This window comes from Mesorhizobium vachelliae (assembly GCF_033977325.1).
Classification (GTDB): Bacteria; Pseudomonadota; Alphaproteobacteria; order Rhizobiales; family Rhizobiaceae; genus Mesorhizobium; species Mesorhizobium vachelliae.
Genome location: NZ_JAVIIR010000005.1, coordinates 71,441 through 87,682, shown reverse-complemented (window position 1 = coordinate 87,682; position 16,242 = coordinate 71,441). Strand labels below are relative to the sequence as shown.

At 63.8% G+C, this 16,242-nt stretch carries 16 protein-coding genes; 10 read left to right on the top strand and 6 right to left on the bottom strand.

Annotated features, from left to right (window positions below):
• Positions 1–47: 47 nt before the first annotated feature.
• Positions 48–1,892: a dihydroxy-acid dehydratase gene (ilvD, locus tag RFM41_RS12655; RefSeq protein WP_320249294.1), complete on the bottom strand. Its 1,845-nt coding sequence runs from the start codon at positions 1,890–1,892 to the stop codon at positions 48–50.
• A gap of 270 nt (positions 1,893–2,162) precedes the next feature.
• Between ilvD and RFM41_RS12650 the strand changes: the two genes are divergently transcribed.
• On the top strand, positions 2,163–2,633 hold the full coding sequence (locus RFM41_RS12650) for a VOC family protein (RefSeq protein WP_320249297.1): 471 nt from the start codon (positions 2,163–2,165) through the stop codon (positions 2,631–2,633).
• Between the two features lie 243 nt (positions 2,634–2,876).
• Here the strand turns inward: RFM41_RS12650 and RFM41_RS12645 are convergent, their stop codons facing one another.
• A complete protein-coding gene (locus tag RFM41_RS12645) occupies positions 2,877–4,469 on the bottom strand; it encodes a peptide chain release factor 3 (RefSeq protein WP_320249300.1) in 1,593 nt (530 codons plus the stop codon).
• Positions 4,470–4,608: 139 nt separating this feature from the next.
• Here RFM41_RS12645 and RFM41_RS12640 point away from each other — a divergent pair, with 139 nt between their 5' ends.
• Positions 4,609–5,682, top strand: coding sequence for an NAD(P)/FAD-dependent oxidoreductase (locus RFM41_RS12640; protein WP_320249301.1), 1,074 nt, complete (start codon positions 4,609–4,611; stop codon positions 5,680–5,682).
• A 67-nt stretch (positions 5,683–5,749) separates the two neighbouring features.
• On the opposite strand, the gene RFM41_RS12635 is transcribed toward RFM41_RS12640, so the two are convergent.
• Together RFM41_RS12635 and RFM41_RS12630 are read right to left on the bottom strand one after the other, a co-directional pair.
• Positions 5,750–6,550 (bottom strand): class II glutamine amidotransferase, encoded by an 801-nt coding sequence (locus RFM41_RS12635; protein WP_320249304.1) that lies wholly within the window; start codon positions 6,548–6,550, stop codon positions 5,750–5,752.
• A gap of 16 nt (positions 6,551–6,566) precedes the next feature.
• Positions 6,567–6,821 (bottom strand): DUF6356 family protein, encoded by a 255-nt coding sequence (locus tag RFM41_RS12630; RefSeq protein ID WP_320249307.1) that lies wholly within the window; start codon positions 6,819–6,821, stop codon positions 6,567–6,569.
• A 115-nt stretch (positions 6,822–6,936) separates the two neighbouring features.
• On the opposite strand from RFM41_RS12630, the gene RFM41_RS12625 reads away from it, so the two are divergent.
• The 5 genes from RFM41_RS12625 to RFM41_RS12605 all read left to right on the top strand — a co-directional run bounded on the left by RFM41_RS12625 (position 6,937) and on the right by RFM41_RS12605 (position 10,616).
• Positions 6,937–7,407, top strand: a complete 471-nt coding sequence (locus RFM41_RS12625; protein ID WP_320249310.1) for an Lrp/AsnC family transcriptional regulator — start codon at positions 6,937–6,939, stop codon at positions 7,405–7,407.
• 96 nt (positions 7,408–7,503) lie between these two features.
• Complete coding sequence (gene dut, locus RFM41_RS12620) at positions 7,504–7,989, top strand: dUTP diphosphatase (protein WP_320249313.1); 486 nt, start codon at positions 7,504–7,506, stop codon at positions 7,987–7,989.
• A 150-nt stretch (positions 7,990–8,139) separates the two neighbouring features.
• Positions 8,140–8,811, top strand: a complete 672-nt coding sequence (locus RFM41_RS12615) for an HAD family hydrolase (protein ID WP_320249316.1) — start codon at positions 8,140–8,142, stop codon at positions 8,809–8,811.
• A gap of 63 nt (positions 8,812–8,874) precedes the next feature.
• Entirely contained in the window at positions 8,875–9,729 is an 855-nt protein-coding gene (locus RFM41_RS12610; RefSeq protein WP_320249319.1) for a hypothetical protein, read from the top strand.
• Positions 9,730–9,809: 80 nt separating this feature from the next.
• Entirely contained in the window at positions 9,810–10,616 is an 807-nt protein-coding gene (locus tag RFM41_RS12605; RefSeq protein ID WP_320249322.1) for an isocitrate lyase/PEP mutase family protein, read from the top strand.
• Between the two features lie 70 nt (positions 10,617–10,686).
• Here RFM41_RS12605 and RFM41_RS12600 read toward each other — a convergent pair whose 3' ends face one another.
• Positions 10,687–11,382 carry a sulfate transporter family protein gene (locus RFM41_RS12600; RefSeq protein WP_320249324.1) on the bottom strand — a complete coding sequence of 232 codons (696 nt, stop codon included), beginning with the start codon at positions 11,380–11,382 and terminating at the stop codon, positions 10,687–10,689.
• Positions 11,383–11,533: 151 nt separating this feature from the next.
• Complete coding sequence (locus tag RFM41_RS12595; RefSeq protein WP_320249327.1) at positions 11,534–12,436, bottom strand: DMT family transporter; 903 nt, start codon at positions 12,434–12,436, stop codon at positions 11,534–11,536.
• Between the two features lie 267 nt (positions 12,437–12,703).
• Here RFM41_RS12595 and RFM41_RS12590 point away from each other — a divergent pair, with 267 nt between their 5' ends.
• The 3 genes from RFM41_RS12590 to RFM41_RS12580 all read left to right on the top strand — a co-directional run bounded on the left by RFM41_RS12590 (position 12,704) and on the right by RFM41_RS12580 (position 16,147).
• The gene (locus RFM41_RS12590; RefSeq protein ID WP_320249330.1) at positions 12,704–13,696 is read left to right on the top strand and encodes an adenosine kinase; all 993 of its coding nucleotides are present in this window, start codon (positions 12,704–12,706) and stop codon (positions 13,694–13,696) included.
• Between the two features lie 233 nt (positions 13,697–13,929).
• Positions 13,930–14,640, top strand: a complete 711-nt coding sequence (locus RFM41_RS12585) for an antitoxin Xre/MbcA/ParS-like domain-containing protein (RefSeq protein WP_320249332.1) — start codon at positions 13,930–13,932, stop codon at positions 14,638–14,640.
• Positions 14,641–15,010: 370 nt separating this feature from the next.
• Positions 15,011–16,147: a porin gene (locus RFM41_RS12580; RefSeq protein WP_320249335.1), complete on the top strand. Its 1,137-nt coding sequence runs from the start codon at positions 15,011–15,013 to the stop codon at positions 16,145–16,147.
• Positions 16,148–16,242 lie beyond the last annotated feature (95 nt).

Sequence of the window (16,242 nt, the reverse complement as noted above, 5' to 3'; positions counted from 1 at the left end):
GCGCAGGCGCTCTCCTTCTCCCCTTCTAGGAGAAGGGAGAAGCTGCCCTACTCCGGCACTTTCCTTACCGCGCCCTTGTCGGCGCTGGTGGCGAAGGCGGCGTAGGCGCGGAGCGCCGTCGTCACCTTGCGCTTGCGCTTTTCGGCCGGCTTCCAGGCGTCGGCGCCCTTGGCGTTCATCGCCTTGCCGCGCGCATCGAGCTCGGCATCGCTGATGGCGAGGCGAATGGTGCGGTTGGGGATGTCGATCTCGATCGTGTCGCCTTCCTGGACGAGGCCGATCGCGCCGCCTTCGGCGGCCTCGGGCGAGACATGGCCGATCGAGAGGCCGGACGTGCCGCCGGAGAAGCGGCCATCGGTGATCAGCGCGCAGGCTTTGCCGAGTCCCTTCGACTTCAGATAGCTGGTCGGGTAAAGCATCTCCTGCATGCCGGGGCCGCCGCGCGGTCCCTCATAGCGGATGACGACGATGTCGCCGGCCTTGATCTCGTTGCCGAGGATCGCCTTGACGGACGCGTCCTGGCTTTCGAAGACGCGGGCCGGACCGGTGAATTTCAGGATCGACTCGTCGACGCCGGCAGTCTTCACGATGCAGCCGTCGAGCGCCAGGTTGCCCTTCAGCACGGCGAGGCCGCCATCCTTGGAAAAGGGCGTCTTTGCCGAGCGGATGACACCCGTCTCGCGGTTCGTGTCGAGCTCGTCCCAGCGGCGGTCCTGGCTGAAGGCGACCTGCGTCGGCACGCCGCCGGGGGCGGCGCGGAAGAACTCGCGGACATTCTCGGCCGAGGTGCGGGCGATATCCCAGTGGTCGAGCGCCTCGCCGAGCGTCGCCGTATGCACGGTCGGCAGGTCGCGGTTGATCAGGCCTGCCTGGTCGAGCTGGCCGAGGATCGCCATGATGCCGCCGGCGCGGTGGACATCCTCCATGTGCACGTCGGACTTGGCCGGCGCCACCTTGCACAGCACCGGCACTTTGCGCGACAGCCGGTCGATGTCTTCCATGGTGAAGTCGACCTCGCCCTCATGCGCGGCCGCGAGGATGTGCAGCACCGTGTTGGTCGAGCCGCCCATGGCGATGTCGAGCGCCATGGCATTCTCGAAGGCGCCCTTGGAGGCGATGCTGCGCGGCAGGGCGCTTTCGTCGTCCTGCTCGTAGTAGCGCTGAGCGAGATCGACGGCGAGATGGCCGGCCTCGACGAACAGCCGCTTGCGATCAGCATGGGTGGCCAAGGTGGAGCCGTTGCCGGGCAGCGACAGGCCGAGCGCCTCGGTCAGGCAGTTCATCGAATTGGCCGTGAACATGCCGGAGCAGGAGCCGCAGGTCGGGCAGGCCGAGCGCTCGATGACCTTGACGTCCTCGTCGGAGATCTTGTCGTCGGCGGCCGCGACCATGGCGTCGACCAGGTCGAGCGCCTGCGCCTTGCCGGCCAGCACCACCTTGCCGGCTTCCATCGGGCCGCCGGAGACGAAGACGGTCGGGATGTTGAGGCGCAGCGAAGCCATAAGCATGCCGGGGGTGATCTTGTCGCAATTGGAGATGCAGACCATGGCGTCGGCGCAATGCGCGTTGACCATGTATTCGACGGAATCGGCGATCAGCTCGCGCGACGGCAGCGAATAGAGCATGCCGTCATGACCCATCGCGATGCCGTCGTCCACGGCGATGGTGTTGAACTCCTTGGCGACGCCGCCGGCCTTCTCGATCTCGCGCGCGACGAGCTGGCCGAGGTCCTTCAGATGCACGTGGCCCGGCACGAACTGGGTGAAGGAATTGACAACCGCGATGATCGGCTTGCCGAAATCCGAATCCTTCATGCCCGTGGCGCGCCACAGGCCGCGGGCACCGGCCATGTTGCGGCCATGGGTGGTGGTGCGGGAACGATAGGCAGGCATTGTATTGTCCTTGCTGGCTGGCCACGCCGATGCGCGGCGGGCGGCGCTTAAATTTTAGTCGGCAGCGGTTATAGCGGCCATGATCCGGCCTTGCCACAATTTTGCGCTGCACCAGGAAGCTTCGGCAAATCTGAGCTCTTCAGGAAATTTTGCTGCCATTGTCGGATCACGCCTCGCTGCAGCGTCCTTAAGGCAGACGGCATCGAAATGGCACGAAATCGCCGGCGAACCGTTGACAACGAAAGCCAACATGAGCCCGAGGAGCACGACATGCAAAAGATCACCACCTGCCTATGGTTCGACGGCCAGGCCGAAGAGGCGATGAACCACTACGTCTCCATCTTCAAGAATTCGAAGGTGCTGAGCGTTTTGCGTTGGCCCAAGGGTCATGCCGATGAGGGCAAGGTGCTGATGACCACGTTCGAGCTCGACGGCGTGCCGTTCCAGGCGCTCAATGGCGGCCCCAACTTCAAGTTCAACGAAGCGATGTCGCAGTCGATCGACTGCAAGACGCAGGAAGAGGTCGATCACTTCTGGTCGCGGCTCACCGAAGGCGGCGGCGAACCAGGCCCGTGTGGCTGGCTGAAGGACAAGTTCGGCGTCTCCTGGCAGGTCGTGCCGGAGCAGCTGCCGAAGCTGCTTCTGGATCCGGATCGGGAGAAGGCCGGCCGGGTCATGTCGGCGATGATGCAGATGGGCAAGATCGACATCGCCAAGATCGAGGAAGCGGCGAAGGGGTGAGCTGGACTTTCCCTTCTCCCCTTGCGGGGTGAGAAGCGGTCCGCTTAGCGGACGAAAAGCCAATTGCTTGGCTTTTCGAGCTTCGAAGGCCCCTGAGCCTGCGAAGGGCCGGGCGGTGTCGCCGAAGGCGACGGATGAGGGGTGCTCCAGGGGAGTGAAACGTTGGCGTTCCCTGGAACACCCCTCATCCGACCTCGCTTCGCGAGGCCACCTTCCCCCACAAGGGGGGAAGAGAAATACGGCTTATGCCGCCTTGTCACGCACCTGATAGTCCTTCACCGCCGTGAAGCGGATCGCTTTCCAGCGTTCGGCCTCGTAGTTCAGCGAGAAAGCGTGCTGGGCGAGGAACACCGGGTCGTTGTCGAGGTCGCGGGCGATGTCGCCGCGATGCGATTCGATGAAACGCTGCACCTCCGCCTTGTCGTCGGCCGCGATCCAGCGGCAGACGGAAAAGCGCGACATCTCGAAATCCACCGGCAGCGTGTATTCGATGTTCAGCCGCTCTTTCAGCACATCGAGCTGCAGCGCGCCGACGACGCCGACAATCGCCGGCGAGCCGTCTTCCGGCGAGAATAGCTGCACGACGCCTTCCTCGGCCATCTGATGCAGCGCTTCCTTCAGCTTCTTGGCCTTCATAGCATCGCCGAGGCGCACACGGCGCAGGATTTCCGGCGCGAAATTCGGCACGCCGCGGAACAGGATCTCCTCGCCCTCGGTCAGCGTGTCGCCGATGCGCAGCGTGCCGTGGTTGGGAATGCCGACGACGTCGCCGGCGAAGGCCTCGTCGGCGGTGACGCGGGTGCGGGCGAAGAAGAATTGCGGCGCGGACAGGCTCATCGGCTTGCCGGTGCGCACGAGCTTCGCCTTCATGCCGCGCTCCAGCTTGCCCGAGCAGACGCGCACGAAAGCGATGCGGTCGCGGTGGTTGGGGTCCATGTTGGCCTGGATCTTGAAGACGAAGGAGGTCATCTTGTCCTCCGTCGCCTCGACCGTGCGCTCGTCGGCTTCCTGGGCGCGCGGCGGCGGGCCATAGGCGCCGAGCGCCTCGATCAGGTCGCGCACGCCGTAATTGCGCAGCGCCGAGCCGAAATAGACCGGCGTCAGGTGGCCTTCTCGGAACGCTTCCACATCCAGAGGTCGGCAAGCTTCGCGCGCGAGTTCCAGCTCCTCGATGAAGTCGTTGCGCTCGTTTTCCGGCAAAAGCCCGGCGACGCGGTTGGAATCCGGGCCGTTGACCGGCGTGCGCTCCTTCTCGTCGTCGCCGCGGCGCACCGCGTTCTGCGCTAGGTGGTAGGTGCCGGAAAAGGTCCTGCCGCGGCCGATCGGCCAGGTGACGGGCGCGGTGTCCAGCGCCAGCTTCTGCTCGATCTCGTCCAAAATCTCAAACGGATCGCGGCTCTCGCGGTCCATCTTGTTGACGAACGTGATGATCGGGATGTCGCGCAGGCGGCAGACCTCGAACAGCTTCAGGGTGCGCGGCTCAATACCCTTGGCGGCGTCAATGACCATGACGGCGGAATCCACCGCCGACAGCGTGCGATAGGTGTCGTCGGCGAAATCCTCGTGGCCGGGCGTGTCGAGCAGGTTGAAGACATTGTCGCCATATTCGAAGGTCATCACCGAGGTGACGACCGAGATGCCGCGTTCGCGCTCGATCTTCATCCAGTCGGACCGCGTCTGGATGCGGTCCTTCTTGGCCTTGACCTCGCCGGCGAGCTGGATCGCGCCGCCGAACAGAAGCAGCTTTTCGGTGAGCGTGGTCTTGCCGGCGTCAGGGTGTGCGATGATCGCGAAAGTGCGACGGCGCGCAACCTCTTCAGGTATTGTTTCGGGCATTTCTTTAGGGCGTTCCGTGTGACAGGCGGCGCTTCTATCAGCGCAGCGCCGGCCTGTCGACATGGGGCGATAGGCCGAGGCGCTTGAGCTGATCGCCTCGCAATGGCATCAGAAGAACTATTCGAGCGAGGTCATCGGCATGAGCAGCGCAAAAGAAATCATCGTCGTCGGCGCCGGCATCATCGGCGCTTCGATCGCCTGGCACCTGACGAAAGCCGGCGCGCGGGTGACGGTCATCTCCGACAGCGGCGCCGGCGGTGTCGCGACGCCCAATTCCTTCGCCTGGATCAACGCCAGTTGGGGCAATCCGGAAATCTATTTCCGGCTGCGCATCCGCGCCATGACCGAATGGAAGCGGCTGGCGAACGACCTGCCGGGGCTGCCGCTCGCCTGGTGCGGCGGCTTGTGCTGGGACCTGCCCGCGGACAAGCTCGAAGCTTACGCGGCCGAGCATTCGTCCTGGGGCTACGGCATCGAGCAGGTCGGGCGAGAACAAGCGGCGCACATCGAGCCCAATCTGGCAGAGCTTCCCGATCTTGCACTTTACGTTGCGGAGGAAGGCGTAGCGGAGCCGGTGGCGGCCACAAAGGCGCTGCTGGCGGATGCCGAGCGGTGCGGCGCCCGGATAGTCACGGGGACAGTCGATACGCTGGCGCTGTCCGGCGGTAACGTCACCGGCGTGGTCGTTTCGGGTGCAACCATCACCGCCGATGAGGTGGTGATCGCTGCAGGCGCCGGCGCCCCAGCGATCGCCGCAGCGGCCGGCATCAAGCTGCCGATCGAGACGCCGCCCGGCCTGATCGTACATTCGCGCCCTTACAAGAAGCTGCTCAACGGCCTGGTGCTGGCCGAGAAGCTGCATACGCGCCAAACTGCCGAGGGACGCATCATCGCCGGCTCGGATTTCGGCGGCGGCGATCCGGGCGAGAAGCCGGAGGCCACCGCGCGCGCGCTTTTCGCGTCGATGAAGGCCATGCTGCATGGTGCCGAGGGACTGGAATTCGACTTCCACACCATCGGCTATCGCCCTACCCCGGCCGATGGTTTCCCGATCGTCAGCCGCGCCGACGCAGTCGGTGGTCTCTACATCGCCATTACCCATTCCGGCATCACGCTGGCGCCCGCCATCGGCCTGTTTGCGGCCAACGAAATCCTCGACGGCGAGCGCGATCCGCTCCTGGCACCCTATGCCTTATCGCGCTTCGCTCATTAGCCCAAAGGCGGCGAAAAGCCACCATGAGGGGGTGCGCGAGGATCGCGACGTGGCTAAATTTTGGGAATCACACCGCCATAGCCAACCGCGCGGTGGCGGGCGCGAACGGCCGGATGCCGGTGCCGGCCCTTGTCATTGTGACGAAGCTTGCCGGCGGGATCGCCTGCCAGTCGCCGCCGTCGCGGTCGAAGGGCTCGGAGACGATGCAATGACCGGCGCGCCTGGCGAAGGCGCCGGTGTAGAGCGTCGGGGCGTGGCCGTCGGTGGCATAGCGAACAGCGTACAGCGCCTCGCCATCCGAAAAGGCCGCCGTCAGTTTCAACGCCGGCTCGATGCCGGCCCGGCGGGAAGCTTCGATGACTCGCCCAGTTGCCCGTGACACCGCGCCCTGCGGGTCGGCCGCCAGCCCCTGGTCGATCATCAGGAGAAAAAACAGCTCGGAATCGGTGGTGCCCTCGCGCTGGTCGAAGACCGCATCGGAAAGCGAGTTCTCCAGCGCGCGGCGGATCTTTTCGAAGCCGCCGATCTGGCCGTTGTGCATGAACGACCAGCGGCTGGACACGAAGGGATGGCAATTCGCGCGGCTGGTGGCGCCGCCGGTCGAGGCGCGGACATGGGCGAGGAACAGGCCCGACCTGATCTGCCGGCACAGGCTTTTCAGGTTGGGGTCGGACCATGCTGGCAGGATATCGCGATAAAGGCCGGGCTCGGGCCGGTCACCATACCAGGCCAGACCAAAACCGTCGCCGTTGGTCGGCGACTTGGCTTCCTGTGCGCAGTGGCTCTGGACGATCAGCGAATGGCAGGGCGCGGTGATGATGTCTTCCAAGAAGACCGCCTCACCAAGATAGGCCGCCCATCGGCACATCCGCTTCCACCATCTATCAGGCGCGGTCCAAGAGAGCCTTCGGCCCTTTCGCCGCGTGTGAACCTCTGTTGTGCGTGCGCTCATAGAGCTCGCGAACTATACGGCTCGCCGTAGTTTCAAACAGAAATGGCAAGAAAGCGTGAACGAGCGCGGCGCCCGCCGCCATCGACAGGCGCGAACAGAACCAGGCGGCAAAGGCCATGTGGCCGAAATAGGTCTCACCGACCTTCTCAGGGTGAGAGGTGAACAGTGCCGTCAGCTTGGTCGTCATGGTGGTCCCTCCTGCCGGGATGAGCCCCGATGGTGAGTATCGTGCCACAGGATTTTGGTTCATTGATCCCAATTCGTCCTTGATTTCCGCCATCTTTTGGGACATTCATCCCAATATGTCGACGGAAATCGATGAGATCGATCGAAGATTGCTGGCTGAGCTGCAACGCGACGGCACGCTTTCCGTCGACCAGCTCTCGGAGCGGGTGGCGCTGTCGCGCAATGCCTGCTGGCGGCGCGTCAAGCGGCTGGAAGAAGAGGGCGTCATCACCGGACGCGTCGCGCTGGTCGATGCCGACAAGCTTGGGCTTGGGCTGTCCGTCTTCATCCTGATCCGCACCTCCAACCACGATCCGGACTGGTTGCAGAAGTTCCGCGCGGCGGTGACCGGCTTTGCCGAGATCACCGGCGTCTATCGCATGTCGGGCGACCTCGATTATGTGCTGAGGGCCCGCGTCACCGACGTGAAAGCCTATGACCGGCTCTACCAGCGGCTGATCGCCAAGGTAGCGCTGTCGGACGTCTCAGCCTCCTTCGTCATGGAGGAGATCAAGGAGACGACCATGGTGCCGGTGGAACTGCGCTGAGTACACCTCCGATCACAGTAATGCCCGAAAGAAAGCCGTTGATAGGCTCGGCGCCGAGTTGACTGAATCGGCATTCGCGCCGATAGGAGTGGGCTCATGCGCACGGCTGTTCATCCTTCCTCCGTCATCGGCCCCACCGTCGGTTTCGTCAGGCTTCCGCATGGCGAGGGCCTGCCTCTGCCGGCCTATGAGAGCGCGGGCGCCGCCGGCATGGATTTGCGCGCAGCGGTGCCGGAAGACCGGCCGCTGCTGATTTTGCCGGGAAAACGCGCGCTGGTGCCGACCGGGCTCGTGCTGGAAATCCCGGAAGGCATGGAGGGCCAGGTGCGGCCGCGCTCGGGCCTCGCCTTCAAGCACGGCATCACCGTCCTCAACTCCCCCGGCACCGTCGACAGCGATTATCGAGGCGAGGTGAAAGTGCTGCTCATCAACCTCGGCGACGAGGATTTCGCTGTGACGCGCGGCATGCGCATCGCTCAGGTCGTCTTCGCCGCGGTGACCCAGATCACGGTCGAGGAGCGGGCGCTGGCCGGCGGCACGACGCGCGGCGCCGGTGGGTTCGGGTCGACCGGCACCGCTTGATGCCGGGTCGCATTTCAATCACCTTGAACCATTCTGCCGGGTGAATTCGAGCCAAATCCTTCGCCCTTCGGACTTGGCCGTGCTACCAGCACGACCTTCGCCGAAGAGCTCGACCTTTCCCCGAATTCCCTCCGACAGAATTGGTTCAATATGACTGAAACACGACCCGTTCCAAAGCTGGTCATCTTCGACTGCGACGGGGTCCTGGTCGACACCGAGAACCTTGCCAATCGGCGCCTCGCCGAATGGCTGACCGATGCCGGCTTTGCCACCACATTCGAATATTGCCGCAAGCATTTTTCCGGCCGCAGCATGGTCTCGGTGCAGAAGGAGATCGAAGAGAGGACCGCGGTCAGGCTTGGCGCCGACTTCGTCGAGCGCTGGAACGCCGGCCTGCCGGATCTCTTTTCGCATGGGGTCGAGGCCATCCCGTATGTGCGCGCGTTCATCGAGACGGTGCGCAAGGCCGGCATCGCCTATTGCGTCGCCACTTCGGCGCGGGTCTCGAAGATGCACATCACGCTTGGGCAGACCGGGCTCTTGCCGCTGTTCGAGCACGCCATGTTTTCCGCCACCATGGTCAGCCGGGGCAAGCCGTTCCCGGACCTATTTCTCCACGCGGCAAGGACGCTGGGCTTCGCGCCGGCCGATTGCATCGTCATCGAGGACAGCGTCGCCGGCACCCAAGCCGGCATCGCCGCCGGCATGCGCGTGTTCTCGTACCACGCCGATCCATTCTCCGACCGCGACGGCCTGGCGGCGGCCGGCGGCATATTGTTCGAGGACATGCGCGAACTCGCCGGCCTCGTGCCGATCCGCTGATCTCGTCCCGGCTGCGCGACGCGAAACTCCATGTTACCGTGAGCGCCTTCGAGGGCGCTCTCCATGATTTCCGCATTATCCCGTCTCATGCTGGCGTGCACGCTGCTGCCGTGGCTGTGGGCAGCGGCACAAGCGCAGGCCGTCAGCTTTCCCGAACTGAACAGCGCCGTTCCCGGGCATCAAGACATCACCTATCTCGACCTCGCCAGGATGGTCGTCCCCGATTTAGCCGCCGGCGACGACGGTTTCTACAAGGGCAGCGCGCCGATCGAGATGCGCCATATCCTCGGCAGCGACGAAGGCGGCTCGCCGCCCGAGGCCATCAACCTGCCGAATGCGGCAGTGCTTGCAATCAAGGCCGGCGGCAAGGATCGGCTGACCATGCTCTTCGACCTCGGGCAGGCGCAAGACAGCGCCGAGGGCTTTGCGGTGCTGGCGCTCTACGACCTGGCGGGCAAGCCGAGGCTGCTCGACGCCGTCAATGTCGGAACCGACCAGAGCAGTTATTTTCGCGATCCCGGCAAGCTCGCAATCGGCCCGGGCGACGACGCGCTCATCACCATGAGCATGCATTTCAATTCGAACCAAAGCTATGTCAGCACGATCTTGATCCTCGTCCGAGGCGACCGCTTCGAGCCGATCGACCGGATCGACACGTTCGACGAGAATGTTTGCGCCTACAAGCGCACGCAGGACCTGTCCTTCCAGACGGCTGGCGACGAAAGGCCTTACGCGGCGATCAAGGTGACGGCGACCGATGCGACGAAGCCGAGTGGGGAAAGCTGCGAGGAGCCGACGCCCGACGCGGCCTCGCACGACATTTCGGTCACCTACCGGTGGGACGAGGCCAAGTCGCGCTATGCCAAGGATTCCGACGCGTTCGAGAAACTGTCAGCAGAGAATGCCAAACGCTTCTGAGCCAGACGCATTCGTTTGCCCGGTTCGCGCGACCGCGATAGATTTCCCCGCACAACGCCGCTCAGGATTGAGGATCCGCCATGGACAAAGGCAAGATTTTTCGCGATCTGCATGCCTCCACCTTCGTCATGCCCAACCCCTGGGACATAGGCACGACAAAGCTTCTCGCTTCGTTCGGCTTCAAGGCGCTGGCGACGACCAGCGCCGGCTTCGCCTTCTCGCGCGGCCTGCCGGACGGCGGCGTGACCTTCGAGGCCATGATCCACCATTGCCGCGAGGTGACGGCGGCGACCGACCTGCCGGTTTCGGCCGACCTGGAGCGCGGCAAGGGCGACAGCGCCGAACAGGCCGCCGAAACCATCTTCGCGGCGGAAGCCGCAGGCCTTGCCGGCTGCTCGATCGAGGACCACACCGGCGATGCCGCCAATCCGATCTATGATTTCTCGCACGCCGTCGAACGCGTCGCCGCCGCCGTCGAGGCGGCCCGGGCGCTCAAGCACGACTTCGTCTTCACCGCGCGGGCCGAGAATTTCCTGTGGGGCAAGACCGACCTCGACGACACCATCAAACGCCTGCAGGCCTTCGAGAAGGCCGGCGCCGACGTGCTTTACGCGCCGGGCATCAGCGACATCGAAATGGTGCGCACGATCTGCTCGTCGGTAACGAAACCGGTCAATGTCTTGGCCCGGCCTGGTTTCACCGTCGCCGACCTGGCCATGGCCGGCGCCAAGCGCATCTCGCTTGGCTCGGGGCTCGCCAATTTTGCTTATGGCATGCTGGAGACGGCGGCGCGCGAAATCCAGCAGGACGGCACCTTCGGCTTCAGCCGAGCGGCGATGCCGTTCGGCAAGCTCCAGGCGCTGTTCCGAAGCGATGCGGCTGAATAGGACTGCTTAGATTCCCTGGTTCTTCGCAGGTTTTGACCCCAAAACCGTGGGGCACTTTTGCGGAACCTGCTTAGACCGGCTCCCGCGCCGAAACCGCCTTGTGGAGGTGCACCATCATGGCGGCCGCGAAAAGCGGCGTCAGGAGGTTGAGCAGCGGCACGGCAAGGAACACGGCTATGACCAACCCGGCCAGGAACACGGTGCCGGCATATTTGTGGCGCAGCGCCTTGGCCTCCGCCTCGGGGCGGAACCGCATGGCGGCGAACTCGAAGAACTCCCGGCCGAGCAGATAGCCGTTGACGATGAAGAAAGCGGCAATGTTGATGCCCGGCACCAGAAGCAAGAGCAGCGCGACGATGTTGCCGAGGACCACCACGCCGAAGAATTTGATCGCCAGCACCAGCGAATGCAGCGCCGGCACGGCATGGCCGGGCGGATCGTTGGGATAATCGGTACGCTCGACCACTTCGGCGATATCGTCGAGGAACAGGCCGGCGACGATCGCCGTCACCGGCGCGATAAGCAATGCCATGCCTATCGCCAACACGATGCCGGCAATGATACCGCCCAGCCACCCGGCCCAGGACGGCAGGCCCGGAAGAAGCGTTTGCAGCCATGGCCAGGCCAGCCATTCGAGCAAGCTCTCCAGGCCGAACCAGAGCGCTACCAAAGCGAGCAGCGTGAGCCCCAGCGTCTTCAGGAAGACGGAGCGGAATTCAGGCGAGAACAGCCGGCTGGCGGCAGCGCGGGCGGCGTCTAGGATCACGGCAGGTCCAGGCCCTTATCGAGAATGACGTCCCCGAGATAGGCGGGCTTCTTCCCGGACGCAACCAAAGCGCGTTGCGTCGACGCGCTTTGGTTTGCCTCGATGCATGTCGGTTATCCCAAAACCGCGCCACACTTTTGGGCGACATGCATTATCGCGCAAGCTTGACCTGTCGTGCCGGAATGGTCATCGCCGCGACGCCGGCGACGACGAAGCCCATGCCGACCCAGGCCGCCGGCCCCAGGCTTTCGCCGAGGAAGACGGCGCCGATGCCGACGCCGATCGGCACGCGCAGATAGGCCTGCGAGGTGGTGCCGACCGAGCCCAGCGTGTGGATCAGGCGGAAATAGATGACGAAGGCAAGCGCCGTCGAGAAGACCGACAGTCCAAGCAGGGCCAGGATCGATGCGGCCGACGGCGCAAGCGTCCAGGGCCGGTCGACCATCAGGCTGAGCGGCACAAGCATCACCGCGCCGCAAAGCATCGAACCCGCGGCGGGGATCATCGGATCGAGGCCCTTGAAGCCGCGGCCGAAGATCGCCGCCCCGGCATAGGAGACCGTCGCGATGACGATCGCAAGCTGCGCCCACAATTGATGGCCAAGTCCGCCGAGGGCCTGCGTGCCGATGATGAGGCAGATGCCGACGATGCCGGCGCCGACGCCGACGAGCTTGCGCGCCGTGACGGGCTCATGGCGCGTGATCAATGCCGTCAGCAGGAAGGTGAAGATCGGCGACGTCGAATTGAGGATGGTGGCAAGGCCGGCATCGACCGAGCGCTCGGCGGCGGCGATCAGCGTGAACGGCACGACGCTGTTGAGGCAGGCCTGGAAGGCGAAGCGGCGCCATGTTGCCGCGTCGGCGGGCATGGCAAGGCCGCGCCAGCGGATGATGGTGAGGAGAATAGCTCCGGCGATCAGGGTCCGGGCGGCGATGAAGGTCACGGGCGGGATCGTCTCGACGCCGATCTTGATGAAGGTATAGGAAGCGCCCCACAGCACCGCCAGAACGCCGAGCAGCGCGAGGTCGGTGGACATTTCGGTCTTTTCGGACATTTCCGCGCCTTCTGTTGCCGGGACGATCTGCTTGTAGCTCACAACGTCGCAGAGACGTTTCGATCGCGGCAAAACCATAGTCGCCGGCGCTGTCGCTGATATGAGCCAGTTCGATGCGAACGCTGCCGCAGCCGGCGAACAATCGGCGCCGGGTCGGCGTCACGGACGGCGATGGCGATTTTCGGGGTAGGCAAAGCGGCGCCAAATCGCTAGACCCGCGCCCGGCCGGCATGCCAGATAGCCGGGCAGTCCTTGGCGGAGATTTTGATGCCGGAATATGACGTGCTTTGCATCGGCAATGCCATTGTCGACATCATCGCGCAGTGCGACGAAGCCTTTCTCGAGACCAACGGCATCATCAAGGGGGCGATGAACCTCATCGACGCCAGGCGCGCCGAATTGCTTTACGGCCGCATGGGACCGGCGATCGAGGCTTCCGGCGGCAGCGCCGGCAACACGGCGGCCGGGGTCGCCAGTCTCGGCGGGCGCGCCGCCTTCTTCGGCAAGGTGTCGAACGACGCGCTTGGCGACATCTACACCCATGACATCCACGCCCAGGGCGTTGCCTTCGACACCAGGCCGCTGACGGGAGAGCCGCCGACCGCGCGCTCGATGATCTTCGTCACGCCCGACGGCGAGCGTTCGATGAACACCTATCTCGGCGCCTGCATCGAGCTTGGCCCCGAGGATGTCGAGGCCGACAAGGCTTCCGGCTCCAAGGTGACCTATTTCGAAGGCTACCTGTGGGATCCGCCGCGCGCCAAGGAGGCTATCCGGCAGACGGCGAAGCTTGCGCATGCGGCGGGCCGCGAAGTATCGATGACGCTGTCGGATTCCTTCTGCGTCGACCGCTACCGCGACGAGTTCCTCGAGCTGATGCGTTCAGGCACCGTGGACATCGTCTTTGCCAACAGCCACGAGATCAAATCGCTTTACCAGACCGCCTCCTTCGAGGAGGCGCTCGCCGCCATCCGCAAGGATTGCAGAATAGCCGCCGTCACCCGTTCTGAAAAAGGCTCGGTGATCGTGCGCGGCGACGAGACCGTCACCATCGAGGCGACGAAGATCAAGGAACTGGTCGACACGACCGGCGCCGGCGACCTCTATGCCGCCGGCTTCCTCTACGGCTACACGACCGGACGCAGCCTCAAGGATTGCGGCGACCTCGGCTCGCTGGCCGCCGGGCTGGTGATCCAGCAGATCGGCCCGCGTCCGCGCCAGAATCTGCGCCGCGAAGCCGAGCAGGCCGGGTTGCTGTAGCGACGGCTTCGGCGCCGCGGCTCGCCTGTCGCACGCCTGTCACAAAGCGCTCATACAGGCAGTGTGGGGCGTTCCGCGACTGACATTTCGGCACGCCAAACCAGGGGTGTTAAGATGCAAACCAGCAAGCTGCCGGGCCGCGGCGCCCGTTGCCGTCGCGTATTTTATTTTCCGCTATAGAATTTCAGCAACCGCCGGCGCCTGGGGAGGAGCGCGGGCCGTAAGACAGATTCATGAGCAGAATCCAGAACCCCTCCGACGGGATTTCACAAGAGGCATTGGCAGGCCTTATGGCCGAAGCCGTGCAACAGGCGCTGATGCGGCATGGCGTCATGCTGGACGCCGAGGCGCTGGCTTCAGCAAGCAGGATCGCCGGCCATGTGGCTGCCGCCCTCCCCTTCCTGCCGCCGGCACAGCGCCTTGCCATCGGCTCCTTCAAGGGCGAGTGGACCGACCTTGCCTCCGATTTCTTTCGCTTGATGGCGAACAGGGCCGCGAGCGACGGTTCGGCCATATCCGACCGCGCCCTTGAGCGCTCGGCGCCGAGGTTGGAGACAGGGAAGCCCGCCGTCCAGCCGATCGCCGAGCGAGCCGCCGAGCTCCAATCGATGCTTATCGAGGATTGGGCCGGCGAGGTCGCCGGCTCGACCTATCTGGAAGAGAAGCTCCGCATCCCGCGCTCCACGCTGCATCGCTGGCAAAGACGGGGCGAGGTCGTTGCCCTGCGCAAGGGCGGCCGCAAGCATGTCTTCCCCTTGGTCCAGTTCATCGACGGCAGGCCGGTTCCGGGAATCAGCGACGTGCTTTCGGCGATCGCCAATCCGAGGCTTGCCTGGTTTTGGCTGAGCCGGCCTTCGCCCGAGCTCAATGGCCGCATCCCCATCGAGATGTTGAGGGACGACATGGTCGAGGACGTGGTCCGCGCCGCCCGCGCCCTGTCCTAAGGCGGAGTCGTTTTTTCCACGTTCGCCCGTTTCTTTAGAAATTTATTCGGCAAACCTTTTGTCATAAAGCTGTAATATTTGGCACACTTGGCACAATTGAATGTCTTTCTACGCGTTTCGATTGTATAGATTGTGCAATATGTGCCACTTTTACAGATATATGACGTGATATTTGGGCAACAAGACCTTCATAAGATTCAAAAAGCCGCCTTTCAGACACAATCTCTGTTGTACGTGACGGCCGATTAAGCCATGTCCAAAGCGAAGAAGCGGCGCCGGTGCGCGACTTTTTCAACGATGGGGACGGGGGTGGCAGAAGCCGAACGGCATGTCAGGCCTGTCTTGAACCTTTGACTGGAGATTCAAGAAAATGAACATCAAGAGCCTTCTTCTCGGCTCCGCTGCGGCCCTGATCGCAGTTTCGGGCGCGCGCGCCGCAGACGCGGTGACCGTCGCCGAGCCGGAACCGGCCGAATACGTCAAGATCTGCGACGTCTATGGCGCCGGCTATTTCTACATCCCCGGCACCGAGACCTGCCTGCGCATCGGCGGCTACATCCGCTATGACGCCGGCTTCGGCGATATCGGCACCCTCGATGGCGCCAAGAGCATCGACGTCCGGGACGGCGATCACCAGAACACGTGGCTGAAGAATACCCGCTTCACGCTGAAGACCTGGACCGGCCAGGAAACCGAACTCGGCACGTTGAAGACCTACACCGAAATGCGCATGAACTTCGGCAACAAGGTGACGAGCTATCAGGCTTACAACAAGGCGTTCGACCTGCACTTCGCCTGGATCCAGCTCGGCGGCCTGCGCATCGGTAAGGATGAAACCCCCTATGACCAGTTCATCGGTTATGCCGGCAACGTGGTGCAGGACACCATCATCCCCTACGGCGTCAAGGACACGAACGTCATCAGCTACTATTTCGACGCCGGCAGCGGCTTCTCGGGCGTGGTTTCGCTGGAAGAAGGCTCGGGCACGACCGGCACGATCGACAGTTATGTTCCGCATGTCGTCGGCGGTTTGAAGTACAAGCAGGACTGGGGTGCGATCACCGGCGTCGTGGCCTATGACAGCAGCTATGAGGAAGTGGCCGGCAAGGTCCGCCTGGACGTCAACGTAACCAAGGAACTGTCGCTGTTCGGCATGTTCGGCTACGGCACCGACAAGCACCTGCTGGACGACGCAGGGAACGCAGTCGATGCCCATGGCCGCGGCTTCTACAAACCGTGGGCCGGCCATTGGGCATTCTGGGCCGGCGGTACCTACAAGTTCACCGACAAGGCCTCGTTCAACCTCCAGGTCTCGGGAGACCAGGACAAGAACTACGCGCTGGCGGCCAACGTCGCCTATACGATCGTTCCTGGTTTCACGATCACGCCCGAAGTCGACTACTTCCATTACGGTCGCTTCGGCGAAGCCACTCCGTTCAGCAACTTCACCAAGGCCGACAAAAAGAACAGCTGGGGTGGTATCATCCGCTTCCAGCGCAACTTCTGATCGCCTAACAATCTCGAAGAAAGGCCCGCGGCATCGCCGCGGGCCTTTTTGACTCTGCGCAATTCCAGGAAGAGCGCGAGCGGTTTCCTTCCCGA